The organism is Yersinia proxima, from assembly GCF_902170785.1.
Taxonomy (GTDB): Bacteria; Pseudomonadota; Gammaproteobacteria; order Enterobacterales; family Enterobacteriaceae; genus Yersinia; species Yersinia proxima.
In genome coordinates, this window is sequence record NZ_CABHYG010000022.1 from 21,460 (window position 1) to 47,079 (window position 25,620).

Genomic DNA, 25,620 nt, shown 5'->3' on the forward strand with positions numbered 1-25,620 from the left:
CGGCTTAACTTAACCTCTTTTACGGCGATAAGCGGGCGGCACCCGTGGCGGAGCTGCCTCCTGCACAGGCATTACGGTTGGAGCAAACTCTTTCATCACGCGACGATAAACATCCCGTTTAAAAGACACCACCTGACGCACCGGATACCAATAACTGACCCATCGCCAGCCATCAAACTCCGGAGTACTGCTGCGTTGCATGTTGATATCGGCTTCATTACATATTAACTGTAGTAGAAACCATCGCTGTTTTTGGCCGATGCATACCGGCTTTGTATCCCAACGCACCAAACGTTTTGGTAATTTGTAGCGTAACCAGTTACGGGTTGAAGCCAGAATTCGGACATCTTTTTTGTTAAGTCCTACTTCTTCAAAAAGTTCACGATACATTGCCTGCTCTGGTGTTTCACCGGGGTTTATCCCCCCTTGAGGAAACTGCCAGGAGTGCTGACCGTAACGCCTGGCCCACAACACTTCTCCCTGCCGATTACAAATTACAATCCCCACGTTCGGGCGGTAGCCATCATCATCGATCACCGGACTACCTCAATAAACTTAAAACTCAAAGATGCTCTGATTGTTTCACACTAGCAACAGGCGGTAAACCACTGGTTATCCGCCAACGAAACCTGATAACTCTGGGATAACTCACAGATATTGGCAAAGTTATAAACACCCTGAGGGCTGCACTCCCTTTTTTATTCACTTTTTCTGTGGATATAGGTGTGCAGAACTCTAGGGAAAAGCAGGTACAACTCATTTTAACGTAATTATACGCCAAAAATATTAGAAAAAATAAGTGATTAATTTCAATAAAATAACAGGTTTCCCACAGGTATTTATCACCTAAAAATGTGATCTATATCCGTTTTAGATCTGAGGCTGGCTAAAGATCCATCAATGTGGTTTTTATCCACAGATAATGAGGCAAAGTTATGCAAAAAAGGGCAAAACTCGCAAAAAAACCTGCCGTCAAGGCTGTAAATTGAACCAGTGATCACGATTTATTGGGGTTATCCAATAAATCTGTGGATAAATAGGTGTAAGATCCTGTTCATTATTCCTGTCAGCAGGTGTACAAGATAGTCCGATTGGCAGTATTTATCGGGTAGGAGGAAAGAAAACTTCCGTTAAATCATGCTATTATTTGTTTCTGCTGCACTGGATAACAATACATCTACGGTCACTTTTATTTCAGCTCACTTTTTAACCTACTTTAGCAGGTTTACATTTTATGTCTGTTTATTCACTGCCTCCGGCACCGCCCACTGATGAACATCAACTTTTTCAACGTGCTGAAGCACTATCAGGTTTTACTCTTGGCGAATTGGCAACCAAAGCTGGCTGGAGTATTCCAGCGGATTTAAAACGGGTAAAAGGCTGGGTTGGCATGTTGCTGGAATTCTATCTGGGAGCCAGCGCGGGCAGTAAACCTGAACAGGATTTTGCTGATATTGGTATCGAGCTGAAAACTATTCCTATCAGTGCCCAAGGCAAACCGCTGGAGACCACTTTTGTCTGTGTTGCCCCCCTGACCGGTAATAGCGGCATCACTTGGGAAAGTAGCCATGTACGGCATAAATTGGCCCGCGTGTTGTGGGTGCCTGTTGAAGGTGAACGGCAAATTCCGTTAGCACAGCGCCGGGTTGGTGCTCCTTTATTGTGGAGCCCGAATGAGGAAGAGGAAGAATTACTGCGCCGCGATTGGGAAGAGTTAATGGATCTTATCGTTTTGGGCAAAGTTGAAACTATTACGGCTCGTCATGGTGAAGTCTTACAATTGCGCCCGAAAGCCGCCAATAGCCGCGCATTAACTGAAGCCATCGGCGAACACGGTCAACCCATCATGACCTTACCTCGCGGTTTTTATTTGAAAAAAACCTTTACCGGCCCGATGCTGGCCCGACACTTTTTGCTTTAACGGATGAATCCTATTATTCCGCTTAATCAATAAACGCGTATAATTGTATCTTTGTGTTTCCGTAAACTCCGTAATTTCCGTAAGGTGTAAGGCACAATGTTTGAATGGATTGCCGATCCAAATGCCTGGTTGGCGCTAGGCACACTGACTATCCTCGAGATCGTTCTCGGCATAGACAATATTATTTTCCTTTCTTTAGTGGTCGCAAAATTACCTAAAGCGCAGCAAAACAAAGCCCGTCGCCTTGGTTTGGCCGGTGCGATGCTTATGCGTTTGGCATTACTGGCTTCTATCGCCTGGGTTATCCGCCTGACGGAGCCGTTGTTTACGCTGGCCGGTCATGGCGTCTCGATGCGGGATCTCATTTTGCTGTTGGGTGGCTTGTTCCTGATTTGGAAAGCCAGCAAAGAAATTCATGAGACCATTGAGGGCAGTGATACCGACCATAGCAGTAATGTCAGTTCTTTCTTTGCAGCTATCGTGCAAATCATGCTGTTGGATATCATCTTTAGCCTGGACTCGGTGATAACTGCGGTAGGGCTGTCAGATCATCTGTTCATTATGATGGCCGCAGTCGTTATTGCCGTGGGCGTAATGATGTTTGCTGCCCGGCCGATTGGTGAGTTTGTTAACCGCCATCCCTCCGTCAAAATGCTGGCATTATCTTTCCTGATTTTGGTCGGGTTTACCCTGATGTTGGAAAGTTTCCAGATTCATATTCCGAAAGGCTACATCTACTTCGCCATGTTCTTCTCAATGGGTGTTGAAACCCTCAACCTCATGCGCGGAAAGAAAAATAAGCCTGTAAAATAAAAATATTGTGGGTGCGATTCGTCGCGCCCCTTTCCCACTATTTTCTGCACTTTTTCTTTGTGCTCTTCCCCCTGCCGCAGTGCTTAGTTATAGTCGGATAAGGCGGGTTTGACTTAGCCTGATAACTTCAGACACAAAGGAAGGTCGGCAATGCAATATCATCGTATCCCCCACAGTTCATTAGAAGTAAGCCTGCTGGGTCTGGGCACCATGACTTTTGGTGAACAAAACAGTGAAGCCGATGCCCATGCTCAACTGGATTATGCCGTTGCAGCCGGTATTAACTTAATTGATACCGCAGAAATGTACCCGGTTCCCCCAAAACCAGAAACCCAAGGGTTAACCGAGCAATACATTGGTAGCTGGCTCAAAGCCCGCGGTAGTCGAGACAAAATTATTTTAGCCAGCAAAGTCTCCGGGCCATCACGCGGCAACGATAAGCCCATTCGCCCTAATATGGCACTGGATCGGAAAAACATCCGTGTCGCGCTGGAAGATAGCCTCCGACGCCTCAATACCGATTATCTTGATATTTATCAGTTACATTGGCCACAACGAGAAACCAACTGTTTTGGTAAACTGAATTACCGTTACAGTGAACAAACCGCTGTTGTCACCTTGCTTGAGACACTGGAAGCGCTGAACGAACAGGTACGCGCCGGTAAAATCCGCTATATCGGTGTCTCGAATGAAACACCTTGGGGTGTGATGCGTTATCTGCAACTGGCAGAAAAGCATGACTTGCCGCGTATTGTGTCGATTCAAAATCCCTACAGTTTGCTTAACCGCAGTTTTGAAGTCGGTTTGGCCGAGATAAGTCAACACGAAGGGGTGGAACTGCTGGCTTACTCTAGTCTGGCGTTTGGCACTCTGAGCGGTAAATACCTTAACGGTGCACAACCTGCCGGGGCGCGTAATACCTTATTTAGCCGATTCACCCGTTATACAGGGCCACAAGCTCAATTAGCCACAGCTGAATATGTGGCGTTGGCAAAACGTCATGGGCTGGATCCCGCACAGATGGCATTGGCTTTTGTACGTCAGCAACCTTTTGTTGCCAGCACATTGCTAGGTGCAACTACGCTGGAACAACTGAAAAGTAATATTGATAGCCAGGATGTGGTGTTGAGTCAGGAAGTATTGGATGCATTGGAAGAGATTCACACCCGCTTTACCTTCCCTGCGCCTTAATCCTGTCTCTCTTCAAATAGTAAAAAGGCCGCTGAATGCGGCCTTGAGGTTAATGACAAAGTGCCCGTAGCGGTGAAAACAGGCAGATCGTAAAGACGCCGTCAATACGTCCATGTAGGCTCGACCCGCGCCATCCTTGGCGCGGACGCTTTACTCTTCTGCCTGCCTTCACCTTGTAAGATCGAGTCGTTGGGGTTTGTCTGTAGACAGCCTTTCAAATTATTCAGTCGCTTTACGTCGCTGTTGACGCCACTGCCAGCCCCAAAGTAACGCGATTGCCAGTGCAAATATCACGCCGAAGCCAACCCCCACCGCTATCACCGGCACGCCAAGTTTCACGACCACTGAGAATAAGCCCAGCATCAGCAGCATCGCGGTGTTTTCACCGAGATTTTGCACCGCAATCGCATTACCGGCACCGACGCTATTTTTGCCGCGCTCCTGCAATAGAGCATTAAGCGGCACCACAAAGAATCCGCCCAAAATCCCGATGATAATCAGCAGCAGATAGGCCATCGGCATACTGTGTTGCAGAGCAAAAATCGCCACCGCCACACCAATTAGTACCCCCGCTGGTAAGCAACGTTTCACAGTTTTCAGTGTAACAAAACGAGCCGCTGCTCCTGCGCCCACAACAATACCAATCGCTACCATCGCATTTAGCAGTGTGGGAGTGGCATTATCCGTGATCCCCAGCGCGATAGGCACCCAGAGCACCAACAGGAAACGCAGAGTAACCCCTGCCCCCCAAAATAGACTGGTTCCCGCCAGTGAGAAGCGAGTTTCACCGTCACGCCATAAAATCCGGCAAGCAGCAAAGAAACTGCCGGTCATTGCCCGAGGTCGCCATGAGCTGCCTGAGCGAGCAGCAGCTAGCTTTGGGATAAACATATTAGCGACCACCGCAATGGCATATACCAGTGCGCACACACCCAATGCCGCGCCCAAGTGCCAGTCTGCTAACACACCGCCCGCGACCGAGCCGAGTAAAATAGCGGCGATGGTTGAAGCCTCCATCATGCCGTTGGCTTTAACCAACTGCTCGCCAGAGGTAATTTCACCCAGAATGCCATATTTAGCAGGTGAATAGGCCGCAGCCCCCACACCCACCAGGCTATATCCCAGAAACGGATTAAAACCAAAACAGATAACCAGCGCACCGGCCAGCTTCAAGCCATTCGCCACCATCATCACTCGCCCTTTGGCAAAGCTATCGGCAAATTGCCCGACAAACGGAGCCAGAATGATATAGGTCGCGACGAATGCCATTTGTAAAATAGGCTGACTCCAGTCGGGATATAACTGCTGCTTAATTAATGCCAGCGTAGCAAAAAGCAGTGCGTTATCACCAAAAGCCGAGAAAAACTGCGCACATAGAACCGCTATCATCCCTCTGGATAACAATGGCTTATCTGCTAATATTGGCTGACTCATGCGCTCATCTCCGGATCTTCCGCCATTTTACTTAACGTCACAAAGTCAGGTTTGCCGCTCCCCAACAAAGGCAAGGCTTTCACCACCCGAATGTCGCGCGGTACAGCCAGTTCAGGCACACCGTTTTCCCGCGCTGCTTTAACTAATTTCTCGCGGGTTATCTCGCTGTCGGTAGTAAACAACACCAAGGCTTCCCCTTTGGCGCTATCTGTTTTCGTGGCTGCCGCATGCTGCCCTTCTGGTGAAATTCGCAGTACAAGCTGCTCGACACTTTCCAGTGATACCATTTCTCCGGCTAATTTAGCAAAGCGCTTCATGCGGCCTCGAATGGCGCAGAATCCTTGTTCATCGATAGCCACAATATCACCGGTGTCATACCAGCCCGCTTCCTGCTCACCCTGCGCATTTTCAGCGGAGGGGCGTTCCAGCACACCCGGTTTCTCTACCCGCAGGTAGCCGCGCATAATATTCGGGCCGCGCAATTGTAAGCGCCCGCCCTGTTCGATTCCCGGCACAGGGATCACGCGAGACTCCATGCCCGGCAAAATGCGGCCCACAGTATTCACTTTTGCCGCCATCGGTACGTTAATTGCTACGACTGGCGCGCATTCCGTCACGCCATAACCTTCCAAAATACGAATACCAAACTTGTCCTGCCAAATCTGTTTGGTGCTATCAGCCAGCTTTTCAGCGCCAGCCACCACATAACGCAAGCGGGCAAAATCGTATGGATGGGCAAAGCGGGCATAATTCCCCAGGAAAGTGGACGTACCAAATAACACGGTACAGTTACGGTCATACACTAATTCTGGCACCACCCGATAATGCAGCGGGCTTGGATAAAGAAATACCCGGCTGCCGGTCATTAGCGGTGTGAATAAACCGACCGTCAGACCAAAGGCATGAAACAGTGGCAGTGACGACATAAAACGATCACGCGGCGTAAAGTCTGCAATGGTGCGGATCTGCTCAACGTTTGCCAATAAGCTGGCATGTGAATGCACCACACCTTTAGGGTTGCCTTCTGAACCGGAGGTAAACAAGATCAAGGCACTATCATCGGCTTGTTGTGGCACCATCGCCCGACGCGGGCAGCATAAATGGAATAAAATCCATAACTTATCAGCCAGCGTAACCGTATCTTTTAAATCTTCCAGATAGACCCAATTGGCCTCTGTGACCTGTTCAGGTAAATGTGTCAGTTTGCCTTTTTCCAGGAACTGGCGCGAGGTGACGATAGTCTTCAGGGACGCAGCAGTGATGGCACTTTTCAGGCCTTTGGCACCGGAGGTGTAGTTAAGTAGCGCCGGGATACGGCCACGGAGGGTCGCACCGAAAATCGCCGCGGTCGTGATAGTCGCATTGGGTAATAGCATCCCCACATGCTCTCCCTGCGTAGTAAAACGTTGCAGGATACGGCTGACACCTAAGATTTTCTTTAGCAGCGTCTGGTAGCTATCTTCTTTAAAGGAAATGTCTTCGATGCACGGTTTAAAACGCCCATAACGCGTTTGTGCGGATAGCAACGCTTCAAAAAGTGTTTCACGTGGCACGATAGCCATCCGCGCCGCCATCATAATGGAGTGTAAGCGCTCACCCGCCAGCACCCTGCGGTCACGGGCACGCGGCGCTTGTGGCATAGGTAAAGTGGTCGCGGGCAGTACATGAATACTGATTTTCGGGAACCAACGGACTTTTAGCACATCCCCCAGTCGCCCAAAGCGGGTAAATTCAGGGCCTTCCAGACGGATAGGAACCACCGCAGCACCTGATTTTGCAGCAATAAATGCTGCACCATCATAGATTTTCATTAATGAGCCGGTCACCGTGATGCGCCCTTCGGGGAATATCACCACCGGCCTGCCCTGTTCGACCATTCTAACCAAGTGTTTGATTGCCATTGGCTTGGTCGGGTCAAGCGCGACAAAGTCCACATAGGGTTTCAACCAACGCATATACCAGCTTTCAGTAATGTTGGAATAGACCGCAAACACCGGCTTTATCGGGAGAAACAGCGCTAACAAAGCCCCATCAAGGAAAGAAACGTGATTTGGCGTAATAATCAGTTTTTGGTGCGAAAACTGGTCAGTAATACCATCAATAGTGACGCGAAATAACCCACGGAAAAGAGCGCGCAGCAAACGATAAGCCATGTCTGTTTCTCTATAAGTCGATGAATATACAAAGGAGAGAATACTATAGTATGAGAGAGAATAGCGCGAAGAGGGTGCCGCAGAGGTAACAAATAAAAAAAAACCTACGCATCTGCGTAGGTCGGTGTAAATAAAAAACTGGCTTTAACACACAGCGTATGTTGATTACTCACCAATTAATACCTCTGGGATCACTACTCTATCCGTTTAAGTGAAACCTCAGCCAGCAAGCAATCGCAACATTTACGTGCAAAGTGTAACCAGGAGTGAACATTGTCAGAAAGGCGAAAAGGTTTGTAATTCATTGCGGTACATCCGATGCATCAGTACCGCTGAATAAGTACAACTGTATTAATACAGTGCCACCTCAACCAGACAACTCATCGCGTTCGGGCCTTGGGTCAAACGAGAAGTACCAATATCTAATGTCAGGACATTAGGATTACCGGATTGCTCAACTTGATGTTGTTCGCTACCAAAAGGCTGTTTGCCACCAAAACCGGGATCAAACCAGGCCCCCGTTGCCATCAGCACCACCCCACGCGTCACACCGTCAGTAATACGTACCCCCGCCAGACAACTTCCGCGTAAATTACTCACTTTAACCTGGCTACCTTCCGTAATTTCACGATGAGCGGCATCCTGTGGGTGCATATAGAGGGTTTCGCGACCGGCGGTTTTATTGCCCTGCGCCAAGGGAGCAGGATCAAGCTGGCTGTGCAGGCGATCACTCGGCTGGATAGAGATCAAATGCAGCGGCCATTGCTCAGCTTGCGGCGCACCCAGCCATTCAATAGGTGGCTTCCATTGGGCATGCGGGGCAAAATCCTCATATTGGTAACTGGCGATTTTTTCACTGAATAATTCAATTTTACCGCTCGGCGTCTGCAGAGGATTAACCTGCGGATCGGCGCGGAAAGCATCGAAGAAAACGAACTCTTTCTGCGGAGCCGGTAAATCCACATGTCCCCGTTGCCAGAAAGTCTCAAAATCAGGCCATTCCACCTCATGGGGCTGTTGTGCGACACCGCACTCCTGATAAATATGTTTGATCCACGCCATTTCATCGCGCCCTTCAGTGAAGGTGTCGCGATAACCGAGCCGCTCAGCTAAGTCAGCGAAAATATCAAAATCGTGCCGAGCCTGATGTTGCGGGGCAATGGCCTGATGCATTGCCAATACATAGCGATCCCGAGACGATCCACCAATATCATTGCGCTCCAGCGAACTGGTAACCGGCAACACGATATCTGCCATTTTCGCTGCGGGTGTCCACCAGATATCCTGCACAATCACGGTATCCGGCTTTTGCCAGCCCTCCACCAGCCGATTCAATTGCTGATGATGGTGGAAAGGATTGCCACCCGCCCAGTGCACCAAATGAATGTCTGGATAGTTATGAGTTTCCCCCTGAAACTGATAAGGCTGCCCCGGTTGCAGCAACATGTCACAAATCCGCGCCACCGGAATCGCCAGCCCCGCTGGATTTTTCCCCACCGGCATACTTGGCCCCGGGGTATCAATTCTGGGATTACCCACGCCATTCATTGAGCCGTGACCAAACGAGAAACCGCCGCCGGGTAAGCCCACTTGCCCTAACATGGCCGATAACGCAATGACCATCCAGTAAGGTTGTTCACCGCGATGCGCGCGCTGAACGGAATAGGAGCAAGTCATAAAGCTGCGCACACCAATAAGTTGCTGTGCCAACTGACTAATTCTTGCCGCCGGAATACCAGTAATATCGCTGGCCCAATCTGGCGTTTTCGCTACGCCATCATTCACTCCGCGAATGTAATCAGCTAATTGCTCATAGCCCACACAATGAGAAGCCAGAAAAGCCTTATCCTCACCCTCAAGGCGCTGAATTTCATACGCCAGTGCCAGCATCAGTGCCACATCGGTGTTAGGACGAATGGGGATCCATTCTGCATTCACAAAGTCCGGGCAATCATCGCGCATCGGGCTGATGTTGATCACTGGCGTGCCCTTTTGTGCCAATTTCTCCAGCCAGGGTTTTAATGAATGTTCCGCCGAACCGCCAGAGGACACCTGAGCATTTTTCAGCGCCAATCCGCCGAACGCGATAAACAGTTCGCAGTGCTCCACCACACTGGGCCAAGAGGTCACCCTGCCCGTCAGTGGGCTAAAAGTCCCGATGACATAAGGTAAGAAAAACTGTGCCGATCCCCAGCTGTAGTTACCCAGTTGATCAACACCACCGCCGCCACTGAAATAGAAACGCCTGACTAATGAGCGAGCGTGATGTAAACGCCCAGCAGAAGACCAGCCATAAGAGCCAGTAAACAGCCCTGATGGGCCATACTGACCTCTCACTCGGCGATTCTCTTCTGCGACTAAATCCAGCGCGACATCCCAGTCCACCTCAACAAAATCTTCCCGCCCACGCAAAGTGCGATCACTTTTTTCACGTTGCTGCAGCCACGAGCGACGCACTGCGGGTTTGCGGATACGTTTGTCGGAATACACCATCGGGGCAATGGAATCCAATAAGGGTGAAGGATTGGGATCATCAGCAAAGGGTTCACAGCGGATCAATTTGCCATCTTCGACAACTGCAGTATAAGCGCCCCAGTGGGCAAGCTGGGGGTAACGGGTGATGGACATGGCTATCTCAGGCAATTGAATAGATCATAAAAGTAACATTCACATGACAGTAAGCCCAAAGCATAATTTTGACTAAGCATAATCATTTTAGACTAAGCTGCCGCTGGCTATTTTGTTGACCGATATCTGGTGGAGTGACTCTGTTTGCCGCCAAGCGCGCGCCATGTTGCTAATTTCCTTTTCTTTGGTCTTTTCTCACCAAGTTGCGATCATCCCCCCTTGCGGACAGCTTCATTTTCCGCAAAACTGAGTGATGTAAGCGATTACCCTGAAAATATCTGGAAGAAAAATGGCCACTATTAAGGATGTTGCCAAGTTGGCGGGCGTTTCCGTCGCTACGGTATCTCGTGTTATCAATAATTCGCCCAAGGCCAGTGAAACATCAAGAAAGGCAGTATGCAGCGCCATGGAGCAGTTGCAATATCACCCGAATGCCAATGCGCGGGCGCTAGCGCAGCAATCCACAGAAACCGTCGGGATGATTGTTTCTGATGTATCAGATCCCTTCTTTGGTTCTATGGTCAAAGCGGTAGAGCAAGTGGCTTATGCCACCGGTAATTTTCTATTGATTGGAAACGGTTACCATGACGCAGAAAAAGAGCGCCAGGCTATCGAACAATTGATTCGCCATCGCTGTGCCGCACTGGTGGTTCATGCCAAAAAATTATCTGATGAAGAATTGACGTCATTAATGCAGCAAATCCCAGGCATGGTGTTGATTAATCGTACCCTTCCCGGTTTTGAAACCCGCTGTGTGGCGTTGGATGATCGTTATGGTGCCTGGCTGGCAACCCGTCATCTGATTCAGCAAGGGCATAAACGAGTAGCGATTATTTGCTCCAATCATCAAATTTCTGATGCCACCGATCGCCTGCAAGGTTATCTGGATGCTCTGGAAGAGTTTGGTATTGCGGTTGATGACCGTTTAATTTCCTACGGTACACCGGATGAAATCGGCGGTGAACAAGCCATGACTGACTTACTTGGCCGAGGCCGAAACTTCACTGCGGTCACTTGTTATAACGACTCGATGGCAGCAGGGGCATTGTCCGTGCTCAGCGATAACAGTATCGAAGTGCCACAAGAGATCTCATTGATCGGTTTTGACGATGTGTTGATCTCCCGTTATCTGCGCCCGCGGCTGACTACCATTCGCTATCCCGTCGTGGCAATGGCGACACAGGCCGCAGAATTAGCACTGGCGCTAGCCAATAACACGCCACTGCCTGAAACCACCAATATGTTCAGCCCAACACTGGTGCGTCGCCATTCGGTCGCCAGCCCGCAAGCATCGCTTGATGATTGAGATGCTGGCTCATTATGATTAAATCAATTCTAACGCAATAAGTTCTTCAATCGTTTGGCGGCGGCGGATTAAACGCGGCTGCCCCTGTTCAAACAAGACTTCTGGCAATAATGGCCGGCTATTGTAGTTTGAAGACATTGAAGCACCATAAGCCCCAGTGTCATGGAATACCAGATAATCGCCGATGTTAGCGGCGGGCAATGCACGAGTCTCTAACCCGCCCCCCGCTTCCTGAGTAAACACATCCCCCGATTCGCAAAGTGGGCCAGCAACCACAGTATCAATCAGCGGTTGGTTGGCAAGTGAGCGCCCGTCAGCTGGTAATACTGAAATATGGTGGTAACTGCCATACATGGCTGGTCGCATCAAATCATTGAAGCCCGCATCCACCAAGACATAGTGCCGACGCCCCATATTTTTCACCGCCCTAACCTGCGCGATTAACACTCCTGCTTCAGCAACCAGGAAGCGACCGGGTTCTATTTCAAGACTGACGGGATGGCCTAAATGCGCAGCGATCCGCTCGCGTGCGCTGTTCCATAAGCCGTAATAATGCTCGGTATCAATCTCATCATCGCCAAATTGATAGGGGATTGATAACCCACCACCGGCAGAAATAGCACTGATATCCTGCCCCAGCGCAATCACCTGTTGCACCATGGCATCACACACTTGTTCCAGATGCTGATAATCAACACCAGAACCAATATGCATATGTATCCCCACCAGCGTTAATCCATATTGCTGAATTTTCACAATGGCTTGCGGCAAGTCCTCATGCCAAATACCGTGTTTGCTGTTTTCGCCGCCAGTATTGGTTTTCTGACTGTGTCCGTGGCCGAAACCTGGATTAACCCGCAACCAAACCGGGTGACCGGGCGCATGCTGCCCCAGTTGATCAAGCATATCAATGGAACCCGCATTAACCGGAATGCTTAATTCAGTCACCCGCAGTAAGGTAGCCTGATCCAATAAATCGGCGGTAAAGACAATCTCAGCAGGTTCCTGCCCCGGCTGAAAACCAGCCTGCAAAGCGCGCTCAATTTCACCCAGAGATACCGAGTCAACTTTCACGCCTTGCTCACGCATCAAGCGCAAAATATGAATATTTGAGCAGGCTTTCTGGGCAAATCGAATTACATCAAAATGCCGCAATTGATTGATTTTTTGAGTGATAATTTCGCCGTCATAGGCCCAAACCGGGCAACCAAAACGTTCTGGCAAGGCAATCAGATTTTGGGCCGTCAGTGCCGAAGAGGTGTCATTAAGTGCGCGCGGCATAGGTCTTTCCTAATAATGGGGTCAATATATGGGGCGAAAATAATGATTTCGCTGATAGGTTATTATTAGCAACATCGTGGGTGTGAATAAAATATCTATTTACCCTTAGTCTATTCATTTATGATATGGGTTAGATTAAACAGTCGCCACCGCAGGAGAGCTGTGATGCCCGCAATTTCCCTACGACAAATAGAAATTTTTCATGGTGTTATGACCACCGGTAATCTGACTGAAGCCGCGTTATTACTCCAAACGTCACAACCTACTGTCAGCCGCGAATTGGCTCGTTTTGAGCAATTAGTCCAATTAAAACTGTTTGATCGCGTGCGCGGGCGGCTGTACCCCACAGTGCAAGGTTTGCGCTTATTTGAAGAGGTTCAGCGCTCTTATTATGGGCTTGATCGTATTAAACAGGCTGCCGAAGGGATACGCCAATTCCAGCATGCGCAGCTTTCTATTGCCTGCCTGCCAGTGTTTTCTCAGTCATTGCTTCCAGCGGTGTGTAAACCTTTTATTGACCGCTATCCGGAAGTTAGTCTGAGCGTTATCCCGCAAGAATCACCTTTATTAGAAGAATGGCTTTCGGCTCAGCGGCACGACCTCGGTTTAACAGAGAATACACAGACTCCGGCGGGCACGGTACGCCATGCGCTGATGACCGTAAATGAAGTTTGCGTATTACCCTGCGGCCACCCCTTGCTGGAAAAAGCCGTACTGATCCCACAAGATTTTCAGGGCGAGAACTTTATCAGCCTGTCAGTCACCGACAGTTACCGCCAGTTATTAGATAATCTCTTTACCGAACAAGGTATTAATCGAAGATTAGTTTTGGAAACTCATAGCGCAGCTTCAGTTTGTGCCATGGTGCGGGAAGGCGTGGGGGTCTCTATTGTTAATCCATTAACCGCTCTGGATTATATTGGTGCAGGAGTCAATGAAGGTGTTTGCATACGGCCATTCAGTGTTGATATTCCTTTTACTATCAGTTTGATACAGCCGATACATCGCCCATCATCCAACCTGGTTGATACCTTCATTGAGCATTTAAAACAGCAGGCAATCACCTTCCAACAACGTCTGGCGGCGGTGATTACCCAACAGTACTCATCTTTTAATTAAAGCGCAGTAGCCTTACCGGCGCGCGCGCGGGAAAACGTAAACAGGCATAACAGCAAACCAACAACCGCCAGTGCAGCGGCGGCTAGTGGGACGACTGTCAATCCCAATCCTTTGGCAATCACCACACCTCCGACCCACGCACCTAAAGCATTGCCAACGTTAAAGGCCGCAATATTAAGTGTTGATACCAGATTAGGGGCTTTTTTGCCGTAAGCGACCACATTAATTTGCAAGGCAGGTACGGCTGAAAATGCCGCGGCAGACCACAGGAAGAGTGTCACTTCCGCAGCCAGTAATGAGTAACTTGTCCAACTGAATAGAGCGGAAAATATCGCGATGAGTAGGAAAGTCGTCGTCAGGCTTACGGATAAACGCCAATCCGCCAACCGCCCACCCACAATATTACCTAATGTCAGGCCTACGCCCATCAACAACAAGGTCCAACTGATGCCATGCTCAGAAACCTGAGTCACTTCAGTCAAAATTGGGGCGATATAAGTAAACAGGGCAAACATAGCCGCGGCAAAAAAGACCGTCATCAGCAATGATAACCAGATACCCCCTCCGCGCAGCGCAGCAATCTCCTTACGTAACTCTGTTGGGGCTTCCTCCTGAGAAGAAGGCAATTTGCGGTAGAGTGCGGCCAGTGAAAATAAACCGATGATCGACACCACCCAGAAGGTCGAGCGCCAGCCAAAAGCCTGCCCCAACGCCGTTCCCAAGGGAACCCCCAGCACATTGGCGAGCGTCAGGCCGGTGAACATCAGAGCCACTGCGGATGCCCGTCGGTTGGGGGCCACCAGATTAGAAGCAACCACGGCACCAATACCAAAAAAGGCTCCATGGCTCAGTGCGGTAATAACCCTGGCCAGCATCAGGAAATCATAACTGAATGCCAGCGCGCACATCAGATTACCAATGATAAAAATCACCATTAATAACAATAGTGTCTTTTTGCGTGGCAATTTGGCGGTCAGGACAGCCATGATAGGCGCGCCGATAGCCACTCCCAGTGCATAACCGCTGATTAACCAACCTGCCGTTGGAATCGAAATGTGCAGATCACCCGCCACTTGAGGCAGCAGCCCCATAATGACAAATTCAGTGGTCCCAATAGCAAAAGCACTTAGTGCTAATGCCAGCAGCGCAACAGGCATAATAAAGCTCCCAGGCAGATCAAAATGTTGCCGGTAAATGATTAATTAACCGGTACGTTGTAGTGAACAGAAAAAGGTAGATAGGGTCGAATTGCCGGATAAAACCGCAATAACCCTATTATTTATAATTATTTAATTTGCATGCCCAATCGAATTCCAGGTGACGGGTACAAATAGAAATAGCATGAGTTAAGGAATAATAACCAGTAATGAACAGAGTTATAACTAGCATGATAAGTAATATATCTCTCTATTCATTGATAACTAAATGAAATTCAAAATAATTTAAGCTCTGTGCCAATAATAAAAATATGTTTAGGAATGTAACCGCGCAGCTAACACCGCTGCGGTTTCAATTAGGCAGTGGGTGGGTAGTAAACCACTCCACCAGAAAGTCCAACATCGACCTTAATGTGGCTGGCATTTGTCGGCGCGAAGTATAGATACCGTAAATTCCCATCTCTTGAGGTTGATAATCGGGTAATAACTTGGTTAATTCACCACTGGCAATATACGGCGCGGCAGAGTAACTGGGCTGCAAGGTGATTCCCGCCCCTTCCAATGCTCCGCTGAGTAACACCACTGATTCATTGGCACTGAGATTCCCTCCGACCGCAACCGATGATCTAACGCCTTGTTGGTCAAAATGCCATAAACTTTTGCCAAAATAAGAGTATGTCAGGCAGTTGTGAACGGCCAAATCCGGTGGGGTTTTCGGTGTTCCTTTGGCGGAAAGGTAATCCGGAGAAGCACAAACAACGGAATGGCAGATAGATAGCGGACGAGCGATTAAGTTTGGATCTAAATCATTGGTAATACGCAGTGCTAAATCAATACGCTCTTCTACCAGATTGACGGCTCTGTTATTCATTTGCAAATCCACTGCCACTTGTGGATGACAACGTAAATACTCAGCAACAGCAATAACCAATGCACTTTGTCCGAGGGATTGAGAGCAACTGATCCGCAATAAACCGCGCAATTCTTCATTTTCTTGCCCCTCGACTAAATCCATGTCCTTTGCAAATTCAAGCATATGGCGACAACGCACCAGGGTCGCTTCCCCCGCATGAGTTAAACTTAACTTACGGGTTGTCCGGTGTAATAAACGAGCTCCGGCCCACTGCTCCATCTCAGCCAAATATCGTGTCACCATAGCCCGCGACATCTCCAAAACCTCCGCAGCAGCAATCATACTGCCCCGCTCAACAATGGTGACAAAGACCTCTGCTGCGGTAATTCTATCCATAATTAGCTCGATTTAAGCAACAAACAATTGTCCATTATCGGGTTTTTCTATCGATATAAGCAATCTATTATCTAGCCCATATCCCAGTGACTCTCAGGAAAACAAACATGTTAAATAAAACACTATTACAAATGGCCTTTGCGGGTCTGACAACTTTCGCTGCTATATCAACAGTACATGTTGCTGAACAGCTAAAAATGGAAGTCTATAATCCCGGAGAAAAAAGCATCTTCCCGGTATCGTCTGAAATTATTAGCGGTAAAACAGAAGTGGCTCTGATTGATGCGCAATTTCAGCGCAATGATGCTGAAACGCTAGTGAAGAAAATTAAGCAAAGTGGCAAAAAGTTGACCACTATTTATATCAGCCAGGCAGATCCTGATTTCTATTTCGGTCTGGATGTCATTACCCAAGCATTCCCACAAGCTAAAGTCATCGCCACACCGCAAACTATTGAAGAAATTAAGGCCACTAAAGAGGGGAAAATGGCTTATTGGGGCCCTATTCTCAAAGAGAACGCCCCAACACAAATCATTGTTCCTCAGGCGCTGCGTGGCAATAGTTTCACTATTGATGGGCAGGAAATTAGCGTCGAAGGCTTAGATGGACCATCGCCAGAAAAGACATTTGTCTGGATCCCATCATTAAAAGCAGTAGTCGGCGGTGTTGCGGTCTCAGGCAATATTCATTTATGGGTTGCCGATACTCAAACTCCTGAGTCTCGCCAGAATTGGCTGACAACACTGGAAAAAATCAAAGCATTAAAACCCGTCACAGTGGTTCCAGGACATTATCTTGATAACGCCCCACAAACATTGGAATCAGTGACATTTACTCAAAACTATTTAACCACCTTAAATACAGAAATTCCTAAAGCAAAAGACTCAGCCGAACTGATTACAGCAATGAAAAAACATTATCCCGACCTAAAAGATGAATCCAGCTTGGAATTAAGTGCCAAGGTACTTAAAAACGAAATGAAATGGCCGCAGTAAACTGTTAATGCTGATCGTCTCTCAATGAGTACGCCAGAAAAGATAATAGAGGAAGATACGATGACTGCCACAAAGTTACATTACATTTTCGATCCATTATGTGGCTGGTGTTATGGTGCTGCACCACTGGTACAAGCTGTACAAAATATTCCTAAACTCACATTGGTATTACATGGCGGCGGAATGATGTCTGGGGCTAATCGTCGCCAAATAGACAGCCAGTGGCGTGGATATGTAATGCCCCATGATCGGCGTATTGCGCAACTCTCCGGGCAAATTTTTGGCGATGATTATTTTAATAAATTACTCAATGATACCTCGGTTATGATGGATTCCACACCGCCGATTGCCGCCATTCTGGCAGCGGAAGAACTTGCGGGTCGCGGTACAGAAATGCTTCATCACATCCAACACGCCCATTATGTTGAAGGGCGTCGCATTGCAGATACTCACGTATTAGCTGAACTGGCGGTGGAGCTTGGGCTAGAGAGTGAGATATTTATTTATACCTACAATACGGCGCTAGTAACATCCAACCAACATATTGCTGAAAGCCGCACACTCTTGGCTAAAGTGCATGGGCACGGCTTCCCGACCTTTGTGCTGGAAGATGAACAGGGGAAAATAACGCTTTTACCAGCTAGTGAGTATTATGGAAATCCGTCGGGCTGGCGCGAATTATTAACAACTATCATGGCACATTAAAAACTCACTGCGACCTCCTTATTAATACATTGAGGGGGACGCACTGTGACAGGTAAACAAAACCGTGCCACCGACTGATTGAGCTGAAATATTTGTTTCTGCAGCACTTCAGAGGCTTGGCTGGATTGACCGACTAAATCAGCATTCAGTTGGGTGACTTCATTAATCATTCCAACCCGTGCAGTGATATCTTCAATACCTTTACTTTGTTCTTGCGATGCAGCCGATATTTCAGCCATCAGATTAGTCACTTTTATGACCGCGCCAATAATTGCGCGTAAATTGTCACCAGATCGCCCCACCAGATCGGTGCCTGCCGATATGGATTTTGAAGAGTTACCAATAAGGCGTTTAATATTTAGAGCAGAATGACCACTTTGGTGCGCTAATATTCCCACTTCACGTGCAACAACAGAGAATCCCCGCCCGTGTTGACCCGCATGAGCAGCTTCAATTGCAGCATTTAAGGCCAGAATATTGGTCTGAAAAGCTACCGATTCTATTAAAGTGATGATCTCGGCTATCTCCTGTGAGCCCGCAGAAATATCAGCCATCGAATTCACCACGCCAGACATCATATCACCACCTTGACTGGCAATATTTTTAGCTTCATTCGCCAATTGATTTGCCAGGTTTGCACTTTTAGAATTCTGTTTTACACGCTCGGTAAGTTGATACATATTCTGTGTCGTGGCAGCCAATGACTGCGTTTGTGATTGCGTTTGCTCAGAAATACGATGGCTGTCTGCAGCGATTTGATTAACGCCCGTTAGAATAACATCGACTCCACCGCGCACCTGGCTAACCAATGCTACTAACCCTTGTTGCATCTGGTATATGCTGACTGCCAACAGTCGAACTTCCCGGCTGGTAAAAGCGTTATGCTCAATCTGATGAGATAAATCTCCCGCGGCAATCACATGAATTTGGGCAATCAGATAATTAAGTGGCCGAATAACCCAGCGAGTCACACCTAACCAAACAGAGAATGCAAGGCACAATAAAATCACCAAAGCAATGATAACGGCCTGTTTTGCCGAGGACAAAGAAGAGAGCAATTGGCTATCCATAACCGTGCGGTTATTTTCGCTTTCCTGCAAATAACGGTAATATTTTTCAGTAAAATCACTTTGAAAACCTTGGATAGGAACTTCAAAAAAGGCATCAATATTGTTGTTTTTAGCCATTCCCTGACTAATTTCTGATAGACCTTGATACAACTGTAGATAGCTTTCTTTCAGGGCAACGAACTCAGGCCGATCATCATGGGCCGAAACCAATAACAACTGACGGAAATCACCTTGTGACTGCTGCATCGATTGTGTTGCTTCGCTCAAGAGACTCTGCCAACTACCTTCAGAACCAGTCTCTTTATCTTCCATATAATAGATTCCTGCCCGATTAAGTTTATCGCTAGCGATTAATAACTCCATTCTGGCACGATCCATTAATACTTCTTGCTGATGGCGATGGTGTGTTTTTTCAACATTACCTTTGGTATTATCCAATATATGAGATAAATACCCGATGGAAAATAGTTGGAGTAAAGAGAATAGACTAATAACCAAAATAAGGCCCGACAAGATACCGAATCTTCCATTCGTAAATGAGCTTATAGATTTAACACCAGATAAAAATTTCATAACAAAAAAGACAATGCGAGAGAACATTATTTTCACACTTAGCCATGATTGATAAAGCAATATTACTCGCCAAATATGACAGGTATATTTCAATAAATAGAAAGATATACTCAAGTATCAAATACGTGTTAATAATCGCAAGTTGTTAACAGGGTGCCCCTGAGATTGCTCCATCAAAATAGTATTTTCATTCAGCTGATAAAATATAGGATAACTTACCGCGTAAGGTGTATTTAGAAAATTGTTCAAATAAAGGTCATACTCTCCCTCCATCGATAGAGATAATACCTTACCGATGAAGATGTTTTTTTTAGAGTCCATCACAGTGAACACTATATTTCTCCTGGCTTTAATATTGCCATTACTATCATATACATCTGCAGATGCGTTTATTTCCCTTCCAACAATACTGACTCGTGAGTAAACATGATAATTTTTTATGTCATGATAAAAATCATAATTACTCTCCCAATATCCTTCCATATTATTCATTGGATGAAAATAAGAGTAGATACTACCAAAGCCATATCCAACTCCCACACCAAACAAAACAATTATAAATATTTTTTTTGTCATTTTCTTTTGCATGTAATCCCTCCACGTTGTAACTTACAGACTGTATACTCACCATTCTTTTGTTTTTTTAAGAAAATATAAGGCTCTTTATTATAAGAAAATAAAAAACTCTTATTATGCACCTCATCTATATTTATGATGAGAGGTAACTTTTTAATATTGATAATTTTTATCTGATAATAATCAGATGTAATATTAAAGGAAATCAGTAAACAAACACAGAAAATCATGAATATAGTAAATTTGTTTGCAATATGGTTCCGTTTAGAGGGTAATTCGGTAGTATAATAAGCAGAATTATCTAATACATCAGTTTGAACCACTGGTGAAATGTCAAAGGAGTCATGGCTGGTAAAATCAGGTTTTACACCAAGACAGTACCCTTTTCTGGGAATTGTAATAACCAACTCATGTTCTTTATCATTCAAAGCATGACGTAAATTGCTAATAGTCTGGGTTAATGTATTATCAGTAACGTAGGTTTCACTCCATACATTCTTCTCGATATTCTCACGAGAGAGCACATCAGGATAGTGAAAACACAGTAAAGACAAAACCTCGGACTCTTTGTTTCTTATCTTGATGACACCCCCTCCTTTTTTGAGGGTTCTCTTTAGTGGAGTAAAGATAAAATCTCCAATAATTATGTCACTCATCACATTTCTCACACTTAAAATTAAATTTTAAAACCAACAAAAACAATATCATTAGTGTCTTATTATAAGATCATAAAAAAAGACAAAAACAATAACTTCAAATGAAAAACAACAATCACGGTCAAACTAATGATAAACATGAAAGTCTATCAAAAACACGTCAGTAAATAATAAAAACACATCACTGACATGGAGTTATAAGATACAATTTATAATGAAAAAAACATTCCACATCTGCTAAATAAATACATTGACTCAATGAAATATACTTGAGGCATAATTTTGAACACTTACTAACAATAAGAAACTCAACAATCCCAAAAGAAGCCTCTACTAACATGACAAAAGCTAATAATTAAGTTCAATAGAATCCAGCCGAAATCAATAGCAGATTAAAAAAACCAAATCATCACCCAGAAAAAAGTGACCCTAGTTAAATAGCGCACAATACAACAGCTATATATCGCAACTTATGACATTGCTATATAGCTTGCGGTATTAATCATCTTAATATAAACATATCATATTTATATGATATGGAGCTAAGGAAATTCTGGTGAATTTATTTTCATGACACATAGATTAAAAACATTTTTATAAGTACGAACTCCATTATCATTTAATGGTATTTATAGATATAATATCAAAAAACATAATTTTTAGATAAAAATAACAACATTTAAAAACTCCAGACAAATAACCCAACAACAATATAAAAATAACCTCAGCTAAAAAACACATCGAACGTGATGATATTTAATACCTTAAGATAATCCACCAAGAATAGTGAAATAACAGCTCACATTACCATTGACTTTATCAAAAGTAATATTTATCGTGCTAATCTCCATGCGTTCATCTTGTATCAATAAGTAAATCGCATCAATAAGTTTTGAAAATTTTATACTTTCAACTTTTACTGAAGTATAGCCTGGCGATGAATATACAATTTCAAATGAGGTCAAGTTTTCAATAAACAATGCAGACAATATATTATTAATATTTTCATTGGAATGCTTATCAACATTAGAGTTAGTAATAGCTGACAACTTTAATCTACTAGCAAGAGATGAATAATTCATAAGTTTACTATGGTATAAATTATATTTTTTTTGTAGATTTTCGTTGTCTAATGAAGCTATTGTAATAATAGAAACAAAAAGTAATGTTATTATAACTGTCAAAACCACCACTACCATACTTCTACATGAATAAATGGATATTTTGCTATAATTCATCACTTAAACTCAAATATAATTTCGCAGGTGTCATTGTCATTAAATACTTTGGTGATATTTAATCTCTCATCTTGCTCATGTGGATCTTTTAGCTCCCAAACCACATCTTCGTCATCATCTATATTGAAACTAATTTTGTGTGCATTATTGTCGAAACTAATACTATTGATACTAATGTCTGCATCACCAAGAACCTCGCTTGATTTATGTAATAAATCTATAAAATCAGAATATATATCTTCATAATCATGGTCAGCGATAACACTATTATTTTTATAATTCAATACCAGTGGATATTTAACATGAAAATCTGATAGAAGTATATTTATATCATGTATATCTTTTAAGATATTATTTCTATAAAAATAAGAATTAGAGTAAATCACAACAAATAATAACAGACACGAAAAAATAATCATAAGATATAAACTATTATTAACAACTACTTTTCTATGCTGATAATACTGCCCACTGAGTAAATTAGTATTATTATTTTCAATATTATTATCCATAATATTTAGTGCTTCACAAAAGCTCGTAACTTCCGAAGTTGGCTCTTGGCTTTTATTAGGAATCAGTAAGTTTTCACGAAATGGTAATGTTGTTGATAAATATAATTTTTCAAATATACATCTATCTAATAAAAATCCAGAAACCCCACTATCTCTGATTAACCATTCATTATCCAGTTTGACTGTAAACCATTTATTCTCCAAAAATGGTAATGTAAGGACATCAGGAATCATTACAGTAGCAGATATACCGATTTCAGTTAACCACCCTAACCAAAGATTCATTAAGTCACGTTCAACCACCATTACATGACAAAATTCTCTACTCGATTTCAAAATCACAACATGATAATTTTCTATATCCCCAACAATTAAACTTTCAATAGAAAAAAGTAAGAACCTTCTATTCTTTAAATATTTTTTATTTTTTATTTTAATTGTCCTGAAAATCACAACTCTAGATGTTACTAATATCTTCACTTCGTCATTAAAATAAAAAGAAATGTCTTTTAATTCTGTATAATTATTGAGTCTACCATATTTGCAATCCTTTCCAGATTCCGTTTTTACATACCAATAAACAGGGTCACTAGCACAAGCTCCAAGTCTAATAACCAGTATAGTTTTAGATGAAGTTTCACTATTAATATTACTCACTAAAATTGAACCTCCGTCGCACCACAGTAGCGCCCTTATCATTTACATAAAAAGTACTCATCAACTGATAATTCCCTTTATCCTGATACAGTTTAAAAATAGATGAAAAATAATATTTATCATGAGAAAACTTAAGTGTTAAATTATTTTTAAACCCATCTAATTTGTCATTATCAATCGTTGTATTTTCTGTTATAAATTCAAAAAAAGATTCGACCGACGCCCAACCTTCATCAGGTTTAGATGAGATTATCTTCGCAATATTATCTTCACTAATTATATTTATAAAAATAGCTTGTAGCAATTTACCATGTTTAGGCTCAAGCATGTTAATATTGATTAGTAGTACACCGTCATTCCTATGGCAAATGAATGGAGTTATTTTAAATAAATCATCGCCACTTAATTTAATAATGTAATCAGACAAATAACTAATAGCCAATATATCTTCTTCACCAGGAACTAAATAATCTTTAATGCTATCAATATAATCATTTTCAAAACCAAGTTTAGAATAAAACCCAAAATACATCATTCTCTCGTTGAATTCTTTAGACGTGGTATTATTAAGCCGTAAAATATACCAAAACACAATCCATGGGTAAATCGTTCCATTTCCATTGACAGCATTTAGATTAAAACAGTTTGTACTATCAATTAATCTGTAATTAACCTCTGCATCATTCACTTTAATAACATCAGATAAAATCAATAGTTCTAATGAGATATTGTTAAAATGCATTCCCTTTGCAATTAATTGGTTAAATGCTTCCAAAAAAAAACCTTCGGAAGCGAGTAATACCTGTTTCTCAAATTGTTTATTTTTATTATTCTCCACTATATAATATATATCATGTAGATCACGATATGTTAAAGAAACTATTGCACTCATAAATAAAATAGCACATAAAACGAGCAATAACGCAAGTCCTTGTTGCATCATCTGTTCATCTCTGGTTGAAAATTTTCATTTAATAGAAGGATTATTTTTCTTATAGTTCCTGTATTTTCCAGTTTAATAATTATCTCAATTCCTTGAGGTAGAATGGCAGACTCATTCCATTGCGTTAACCACTTTCCTTTATAATACACACGAATTACAAACGCCGTTACACCATCCAGGATTTTAGACACTTTAAGCTCATCACTACTTAAATCATATAATAACTTTTCTAACCTACCATTCTTTAGCCGATATCCAATGGGCATTGGCTGAATGTGATAAGATATGCCACTATGAATATCACATAAAAAATAAATTCCATAATCATCACTCTTTAATAAAAACTTACCGACCTGTAGACCATTATGATGCTGGCTATTTTTTTGTATTTTAGGAAAAACTACTGTATGTGAAACATGATCTTCAATCATATTTATAGCTGTTTGTAATTTATTTATTTCCCTTAACTTTTTATTTATAACACTGTTTCCTTTAACCGTAGCGGTAATAGCTTGATAAACAGTTAAACTTATCAAAGTGAAGATAATAATTGATAACAATACCTCTAAGAGTGTAAATCCTTGTGCGAGATTTTTATTCATTAATAACATGATATCCTTCAAGGATAAATTCTGGATGCAGGCTACTTTTGTTTCTACGGACTTCGACAGTAATAATATCTATTGTATTATTTTTTTTCTCTTTTGATTGCCAATACCATTTTTTATTAAGCACTACATAACTTCCTGTTAACCAGTCTTCAGTTTGCACAGTTTTTAACAATTTAATTTCTGCCAAAACATTCTCTGCAACCCAAGATGCTATAATTTTATCTTCAAAATCTTTAACTCTGGTTAATTGCACACTAGTAGTAGCCATAACTCCTATACCAATAATAGAAAAAATCAGCATCGAGAGCATAGACTCTAGTAAAGTAAAACCTAGCTTATACTTCAGAGATATATCCTTTTTACTGATATACATTTAATATTATACTCAATTATTCTTTATTTTCCTCTGAAGACACTGACCAATTTCCGATATCATCCTCAGTTCTTAACTCTCTATCAGGCCCAGATGAGAGCACATCAATTTCTTTATATTGGCCTGGATTATTAATCTGGTATGCATTTCCCCAGGGATCTTTTGGTAATCTCCTTATATACCCATTTTTAGGATAAATACGAGGGATCGGTAACTCTACTGGTTTGATAACCAATGAATCAATACCTTGAGAATCAGTTGGATAATGACCATTATCTAACTTATACATATCCAACGCATTCTCTATAGCTGCAATATCACTTAATGCCTTTTGGTAGTCAGCTCTATTCTTATTAGCCATTATGCTAGGTATCGTTAAACTAGCAAGAAGCCCCAAAATAATAATAACCACCATCATTTCTAATAATGTGAAACCATTTGGTTTAATATTATTCATAT

23 protein-coding genes are annotated in these 25,620 nt (G+C 43.7%); 7 read left to right on the plus strand and 16 right to left on the minus strand.

All coding sequences use genetic code 11. The annotated features are described in order from the left end of the window. Window positions 1–9: 9 nt before the first annotated feature. Window positions 10–537, minus strand: a complete 528-nt coding sequence (gene rppH / locus FTB31_RS20190) for an RNA pyrophosphohydrolase (RefSeq protein ID WP_050078657.1) — start codon at window positions 535–537, stop codon at window positions 10–12. Window positions 538–1,234: 697 nt separating this feature from the next. Here rppH and mutH point away from each other — a divergent pair. The 3 genes from mutH (at window position 1,235) to FTB31_RS20205 (ending at window position 3,925) form a co-directional block, all read left to right on the plus strand. Then, window positions 1,235–1,921 (plus strand): DNA mismatch repair endonuclease MutH, encoded by a 687-nt coding sequence (mutH, locus tag FTB31_RS20195; RefSeq protein WP_050078661.1) that lies wholly within the window; start codon window positions 1,235–1,237, stop codon window positions 1,919–1,921. A gap of 96 nt (window positions 1,922–2,017) precedes the next feature. Then, a complete protein-coding gene (locus FTB31_RS20200; RefSeq protein ID WP_050078662.1) occupies window positions 2,018–2,734 on the plus strand; it encodes a TerC family protein in 717 nt (238 codons plus the stop codon). 150 nt (window positions 2,735–2,884) lie between these two features. Then, the gene (locus FTB31_RS20205) at window positions 2,885–3,925 is read left to right on the plus strand and encodes an NADP(H)-dependent aldo-keto reductase (RefSeq protein ID WP_077175344.1); all 1,041 of its coding nucleotides are present in this window, start codon (window positions 2,885–2,887) and stop codon (window positions 3,923–3,925) included. Window positions 3,926–4,144: 219 nt separating this feature from the next. On the opposite strand, the gene lplT is transcribed toward FTB31_RS20205, so the two are convergent. The 3 genes from lplT to FTB31_RS20220 all read right to left on the minus strand — a co-directional run bounded on the left by lplT (window position 4,145) and on the right by FTB31_RS20220 (window position 10,140). Next, entirely contained in the window at window positions 4,145–5,359 is a 1,215-nt protein-coding gene (gene lplT / locus FTB31_RS20210) for a lysophospholipid transporter LplT (RefSeq protein ID WP_050078664.1), read from the minus strand. Further along, a complete protein-coding gene (aas, locus tag FTB31_RS20215) occupies window positions 5,356–7,512 on the minus strand; it encodes a bifunctional acyl-ACP--phospholipid O-acyltransferase/long-chain-fatty-acid--ACP ligase (protein ID WP_077175343.1) in 2,157 nt (718 codons plus the stop codon). The genes lplT and aas overlap by 4 nt, the downstream gene beginning before the upstream one ends. Window positions 7,513–7,863: 351 nt before the next feature. After that, a complete protein-coding gene (locus FTB31_RS20220; protein ID WP_227731728.1) occupies window positions 7,864–10,140 on the minus strand; it encodes a molybdopterin guanine dinucleotide-containing S/N-oxide reductase in 2,277 nt (758 codons plus the stop codon). A 289-nt stretch (window positions 10,141–10,429) separates the two neighbouring features. Here FTB31_RS20220 and galR point away from each other — a divergent pair, with 289 nt between their 5' ends. After that, entirely contained in the window at window positions 10,430–11,446 is a 1,017-nt protein-coding gene (galR, locus tag FTB31_RS20225; RefSeq protein ID WP_077175341.1) for an HTH-type transcriptional regulator GalR, read from the plus strand. Between the two features lie 18 nt (window positions 11,447–11,464). On the opposite strand, the gene lysA is transcribed toward galR, so the two are convergent. Further along, window positions 11,465–12,727 (minus strand): diaminopimelate decarboxylase, encoded by a 1,263-nt coding sequence (gene lysA / locus FTB31_RS20230; protein WP_077175340.1) that lies wholly within the window; start codon window positions 12,725–12,727, stop codon window positions 11,465–11,467. Window positions 12,728–12,892: 165 nt separating this feature from the next. On the opposite strand from lysA, the gene FTB31_RS20235 reads away from it, so the two are divergent. Further along, window positions 12,893–13,846, plus strand: coding sequence for a LysR family transcriptional regulator (locus tag FTB31_RS20235; RefSeq protein WP_077175339.1), 954 nt, complete (start codon window positions 12,893–12,895; stop codon window positions 13,844–13,846). Here the strand turns inward: FTB31_RS20235 and FTB31_RS20240 are convergent. Together FTB31_RS20240 and FTB31_RS20245 are read right to left on the minus strand one after the other, a co-directional pair. Further along, window positions 13,843–15,003 (minus strand): MFS transporter, encoded by a 1,161-nt coding sequence (locus FTB31_RS20240; protein ID WP_050078673.1) that lies wholly within the window; start codon window positions 15,001–15,003, stop codon window positions 13,843–13,845. The genes FTB31_RS20235 and FTB31_RS20240 overlap by 4 nt on opposite strands. A 352-nt stretch (window positions 15,004–15,355) precedes the next feature. Continuing rightward, window positions 15,356–16,252 carry a LysR family transcriptional regulator gene (locus FTB31_RS20245; RefSeq protein WP_050078674.1) on the minus strand — a complete coding sequence of 299 codons (897 nt, stop codon included), beginning with the start codon at window positions 16,250–16,252 and terminating at the stop codon, window positions 15,356–15,358. A gap of 107 nt (window positions 16,253–16,359) precedes the next feature. Here FTB31_RS20245 and FTB31_RS20250 point away from each other — a divergent pair, with 107 nt between their 5' ends. Beyond that, complete coding sequence (locus FTB31_RS20250) at window positions 16,360–17,247, plus strand: MBL fold metallo-hydrolase (RefSeq protein ID WP_227731729.1); 888 nt, start codon at window positions 16,360–16,362, stop codon at window positions 17,245–17,247. Between the two features lie 60 nt (window positions 17,248–17,307). Continuing rightward, window positions 17,308–17,952, plus strand: a complete 645-nt coding sequence (locus FTB31_RS20255) for a DsbA family protein (RefSeq protein WP_050078677.1) — start codon at window positions 17,308–17,310, stop codon at window positions 17,950–17,952. On the opposite strand, the gene FTB31_RS20260 is transcribed toward FTB31_RS20255, so the two are convergent. From FTB31_RS20260 to gspG, 9 genes are all read right to left on the minus strand, one after another. Then, window positions 17,949–19,622, minus strand: a complete 1,674-nt coding sequence (locus FTB31_RS20260; protein ID WP_139343737.1) for a methyl-accepting chemotaxis protein — start codon at window positions 19,620–19,622, stop codon at window positions 17,949–17,951. The genes FTB31_RS20255 and FTB31_RS20260 overlap by 4 nt on opposite strands. Window positions 19,623–19,712: 90 nt before the next feature. Beyond that, the gene (locus tag FTB31_RS20265; protein ID WP_050078680.1) at window positions 19,713–20,183 is read right to left on the minus strand and encodes a hypothetical protein; all 471 of its coding nucleotides are present in this window, start codon (window positions 20,181–20,183) and stop codon (window positions 19,713–19,715) included. Then, the gene (locus tag FTB31_RS20270) at window positions 20,168–20,827 is read right to left on the minus strand and encodes a winged helix-turn-helix domain-containing protein (RefSeq protein ID WP_077175338.1); all 660 of its coding nucleotides are present in this window, start codon (window positions 20,825–20,827) and stop codon (window positions 20,168–20,170) included. The genes FTB31_RS20265 and FTB31_RS20270 overlap by 16 nt, the downstream gene beginning before the upstream one ends. A gap of 764 nt (window positions 20,828–21,591) precedes the next feature. Further along, a complete protein-coding gene (locus FTB31_RS20275) occupies window positions 21,592–22,020 on the minus strand; it encodes a hypothetical protein (RefSeq protein WP_139344336.1) in 429 nt (142 codons plus the stop codon). A 44-nt stretch (window positions 22,021–22,064) separates the two neighbouring features. Beyond that, on the minus strand, window positions 22,065–23,234 hold the full coding sequence (gspL, locus tag FTB31_RS20280; RefSeq protein ID WP_175628110.1) for a type II secretion system protein GspL: 1,170 nt from the start codon (window positions 23,232–23,234) through the stop codon (window positions 22,065–22,067). Beyond that, a complete protein-coding gene (locus tag FTB31_RS20285; protein ID WP_077175335.1) occupies window positions 23,227–24,177 on the minus strand; it encodes a type II secretion system protein GspK in 951 nt (316 codons plus the stop codon). The genes gspL and FTB31_RS20285 overlap by 8 nt, the downstream gene beginning before the upstream one ends. Further along, window positions 24,174–24,779: a type II secretion system minor pseudopilin GspJ gene (gene gspJ / locus FTB31_RS20290; RefSeq protein ID WP_077175334.1), complete on the minus strand. Its 606-nt coding sequence runs from the start codon at window positions 24,777–24,779 to the stop codon at window positions 24,174–24,176. The genes FTB31_RS20285 and gspJ overlap by 4 nt, the downstream gene beginning before the upstream one ends. Further along, window positions 24,772–25,161, minus strand: a complete 390-nt coding sequence (gene gspI / locus FTB31_RS20295; protein ID WP_072081957.1) for a type II secretion system minor pseudopilin GspI — start codon at window positions 25,159–25,161, stop codon at window positions 24,772–24,774. Before gspI ends, gspJ begins: the two co-directional genes overlap by 8 nt. A gap of 16 nt (window positions 25,162–25,177) precedes the next feature. Further along, on the minus strand, window positions 25,178–25,618 hold the full coding sequence (gspG, locus tag FTB31_RS20300) for a type II secretion system major pseudopilin GspG (RefSeq protein ID WP_077175333.1): 441 nt from the start codon (window positions 25,616–25,618) through the stop codon (window positions 25,178–25,180). Window positions 25,619–25,620: the final 2 nt, after the last annotated feature.

Bases quoted from the DNA above. Each gene is read 5' to 3' on its own strand.
- mutH (WP_050078661.1), top strand. From the start codon at position 1,235: ATGTCTGTTTATTCACTGCCTCCGGCACCGCCCACTGATGAACATCAA.
- FTB31_RS20200 (WP_050078662.1), top strand. From the start codon at position 2,018: ATGTTTGAATGGATTGCCGATCCAAATGCCTGGTTGGCGCTAGGCACA.
- FTB31_RS20205 (WP_077175344.1), top strand. From the start codon at position 2,885: ATGCAATATCATCGTATCCCCCACAGTTCATTAGAAGTAAGCCTGCTG.
- lplT (WP_050078664.1), bottom strand. From the start codon at position 5,359: ATGAGTCAGCCAATATTAGCAGATAAGCCATTGTTATCCAGAGGGATG.
- aas (WP_077175343.1), bottom strand. From the start codon at position 7,512: ATGGCTTATCGTTTGCTGCGCGCTCTTTTCCGTGGGTTATTTCGCGTC.
- FTB31_RS20220 (WP_227731728.1), bottom strand. From the start codon at position 10,140: ATGTCCATCACCCGTTACCCCCAGCTTGCCCACTGGGGCGCTTATACT.
- galR (WP_077175341.1), top strand. From the start codon at position 10,430: ATGGCCACTATTAAGGATGTTGCCAAGTTGGCGGGCGTTTCCGTCGCT.
- lysA (WP_077175340.1), bottom strand. From the start codon at position 12,727: ATGCCGCGCGCACTTAATGACACCTCTTCGGCACTGACGGCCCAAAAT.
- FTB31_RS20235 (WP_077175339.1), top strand. From the start codon at position 12,893: ATGCCCGCAATTTCCCTACGACAAATAGAAATTTTTCATGGTGTTATG.
- FTB31_RS20240 (WP_050078673.1), bottom strand. From the start codon at position 15,003: ATGCCTGTTGCGCTGCTGGCATTAGCACTAAGTGCTTTTGCTATTGGG.
- FTB31_RS20245 (WP_050078674.1), bottom strand. From the start codon at position 16,252: ATGGATAGAATTACCGCAGCAGAGGTCTTTGTCACCATTGTTGAGCGG.
- FTB31_RS20250 (WP_227731729.1), top strand. From the start codon at position 16,360: ATGTTAAATAAAACACTATTACAAATGGCCTTTGCGGGTCTGACAACT.
- FTB31_RS20255 (WP_050078677.1), top strand. From the start codon at position 17,308: ATGACTGCCACAAAGTTACATTACATTTTCGATCCATTATGTGGCTGG.
- FTB31_RS20260 (WP_139343737.1), bottom strand. From the start codon at position 19,622: ATGTTCTCTCGCATTGTCTTTTTTGTTATGAAATTTTTATCTGGTGTT.
- FTB31_RS20265 (WP_050078680.1), bottom strand. From the start codon at position 20,183: ATGCAAAAGAAAATGACAAAAAAAATATTTATAATTGTTTTGTTTGGT.
- FTB31_RS20270 (WP_077175338.1), bottom strand. From the start codon at position 20,827: ATGAGTGACATAATTATTGGAGATTTTATCTTTACTCCACTAAAGAGA.
- FTB31_RS20285 (WP_077175335.1), bottom strand. From the start codon at position 24,177: ATGATGCAACAAGGACTTGCGTTATTGCTCGTTTTATGTGCTATTTTA.
- gspJ (WP_077175334.1), bottom strand. From the start codon at position 24,779: ATGAATAAAAATCTCGCACAAGGATTTACACTCTTAGAGGTATTGTTA.
- gspI (WP_072081957.1), bottom strand. From the start codon at position 25,161: ATGTATATCAGTAAAAAGGATATATCTCTGAAGTATAAGCTAGGTTTT.
- gspG (WP_077175333.1), bottom strand. From the start codon at position 25,618: ATGAATAATATTAAACCAAATGGTTTCACATTATTAGAAATGATGGTG.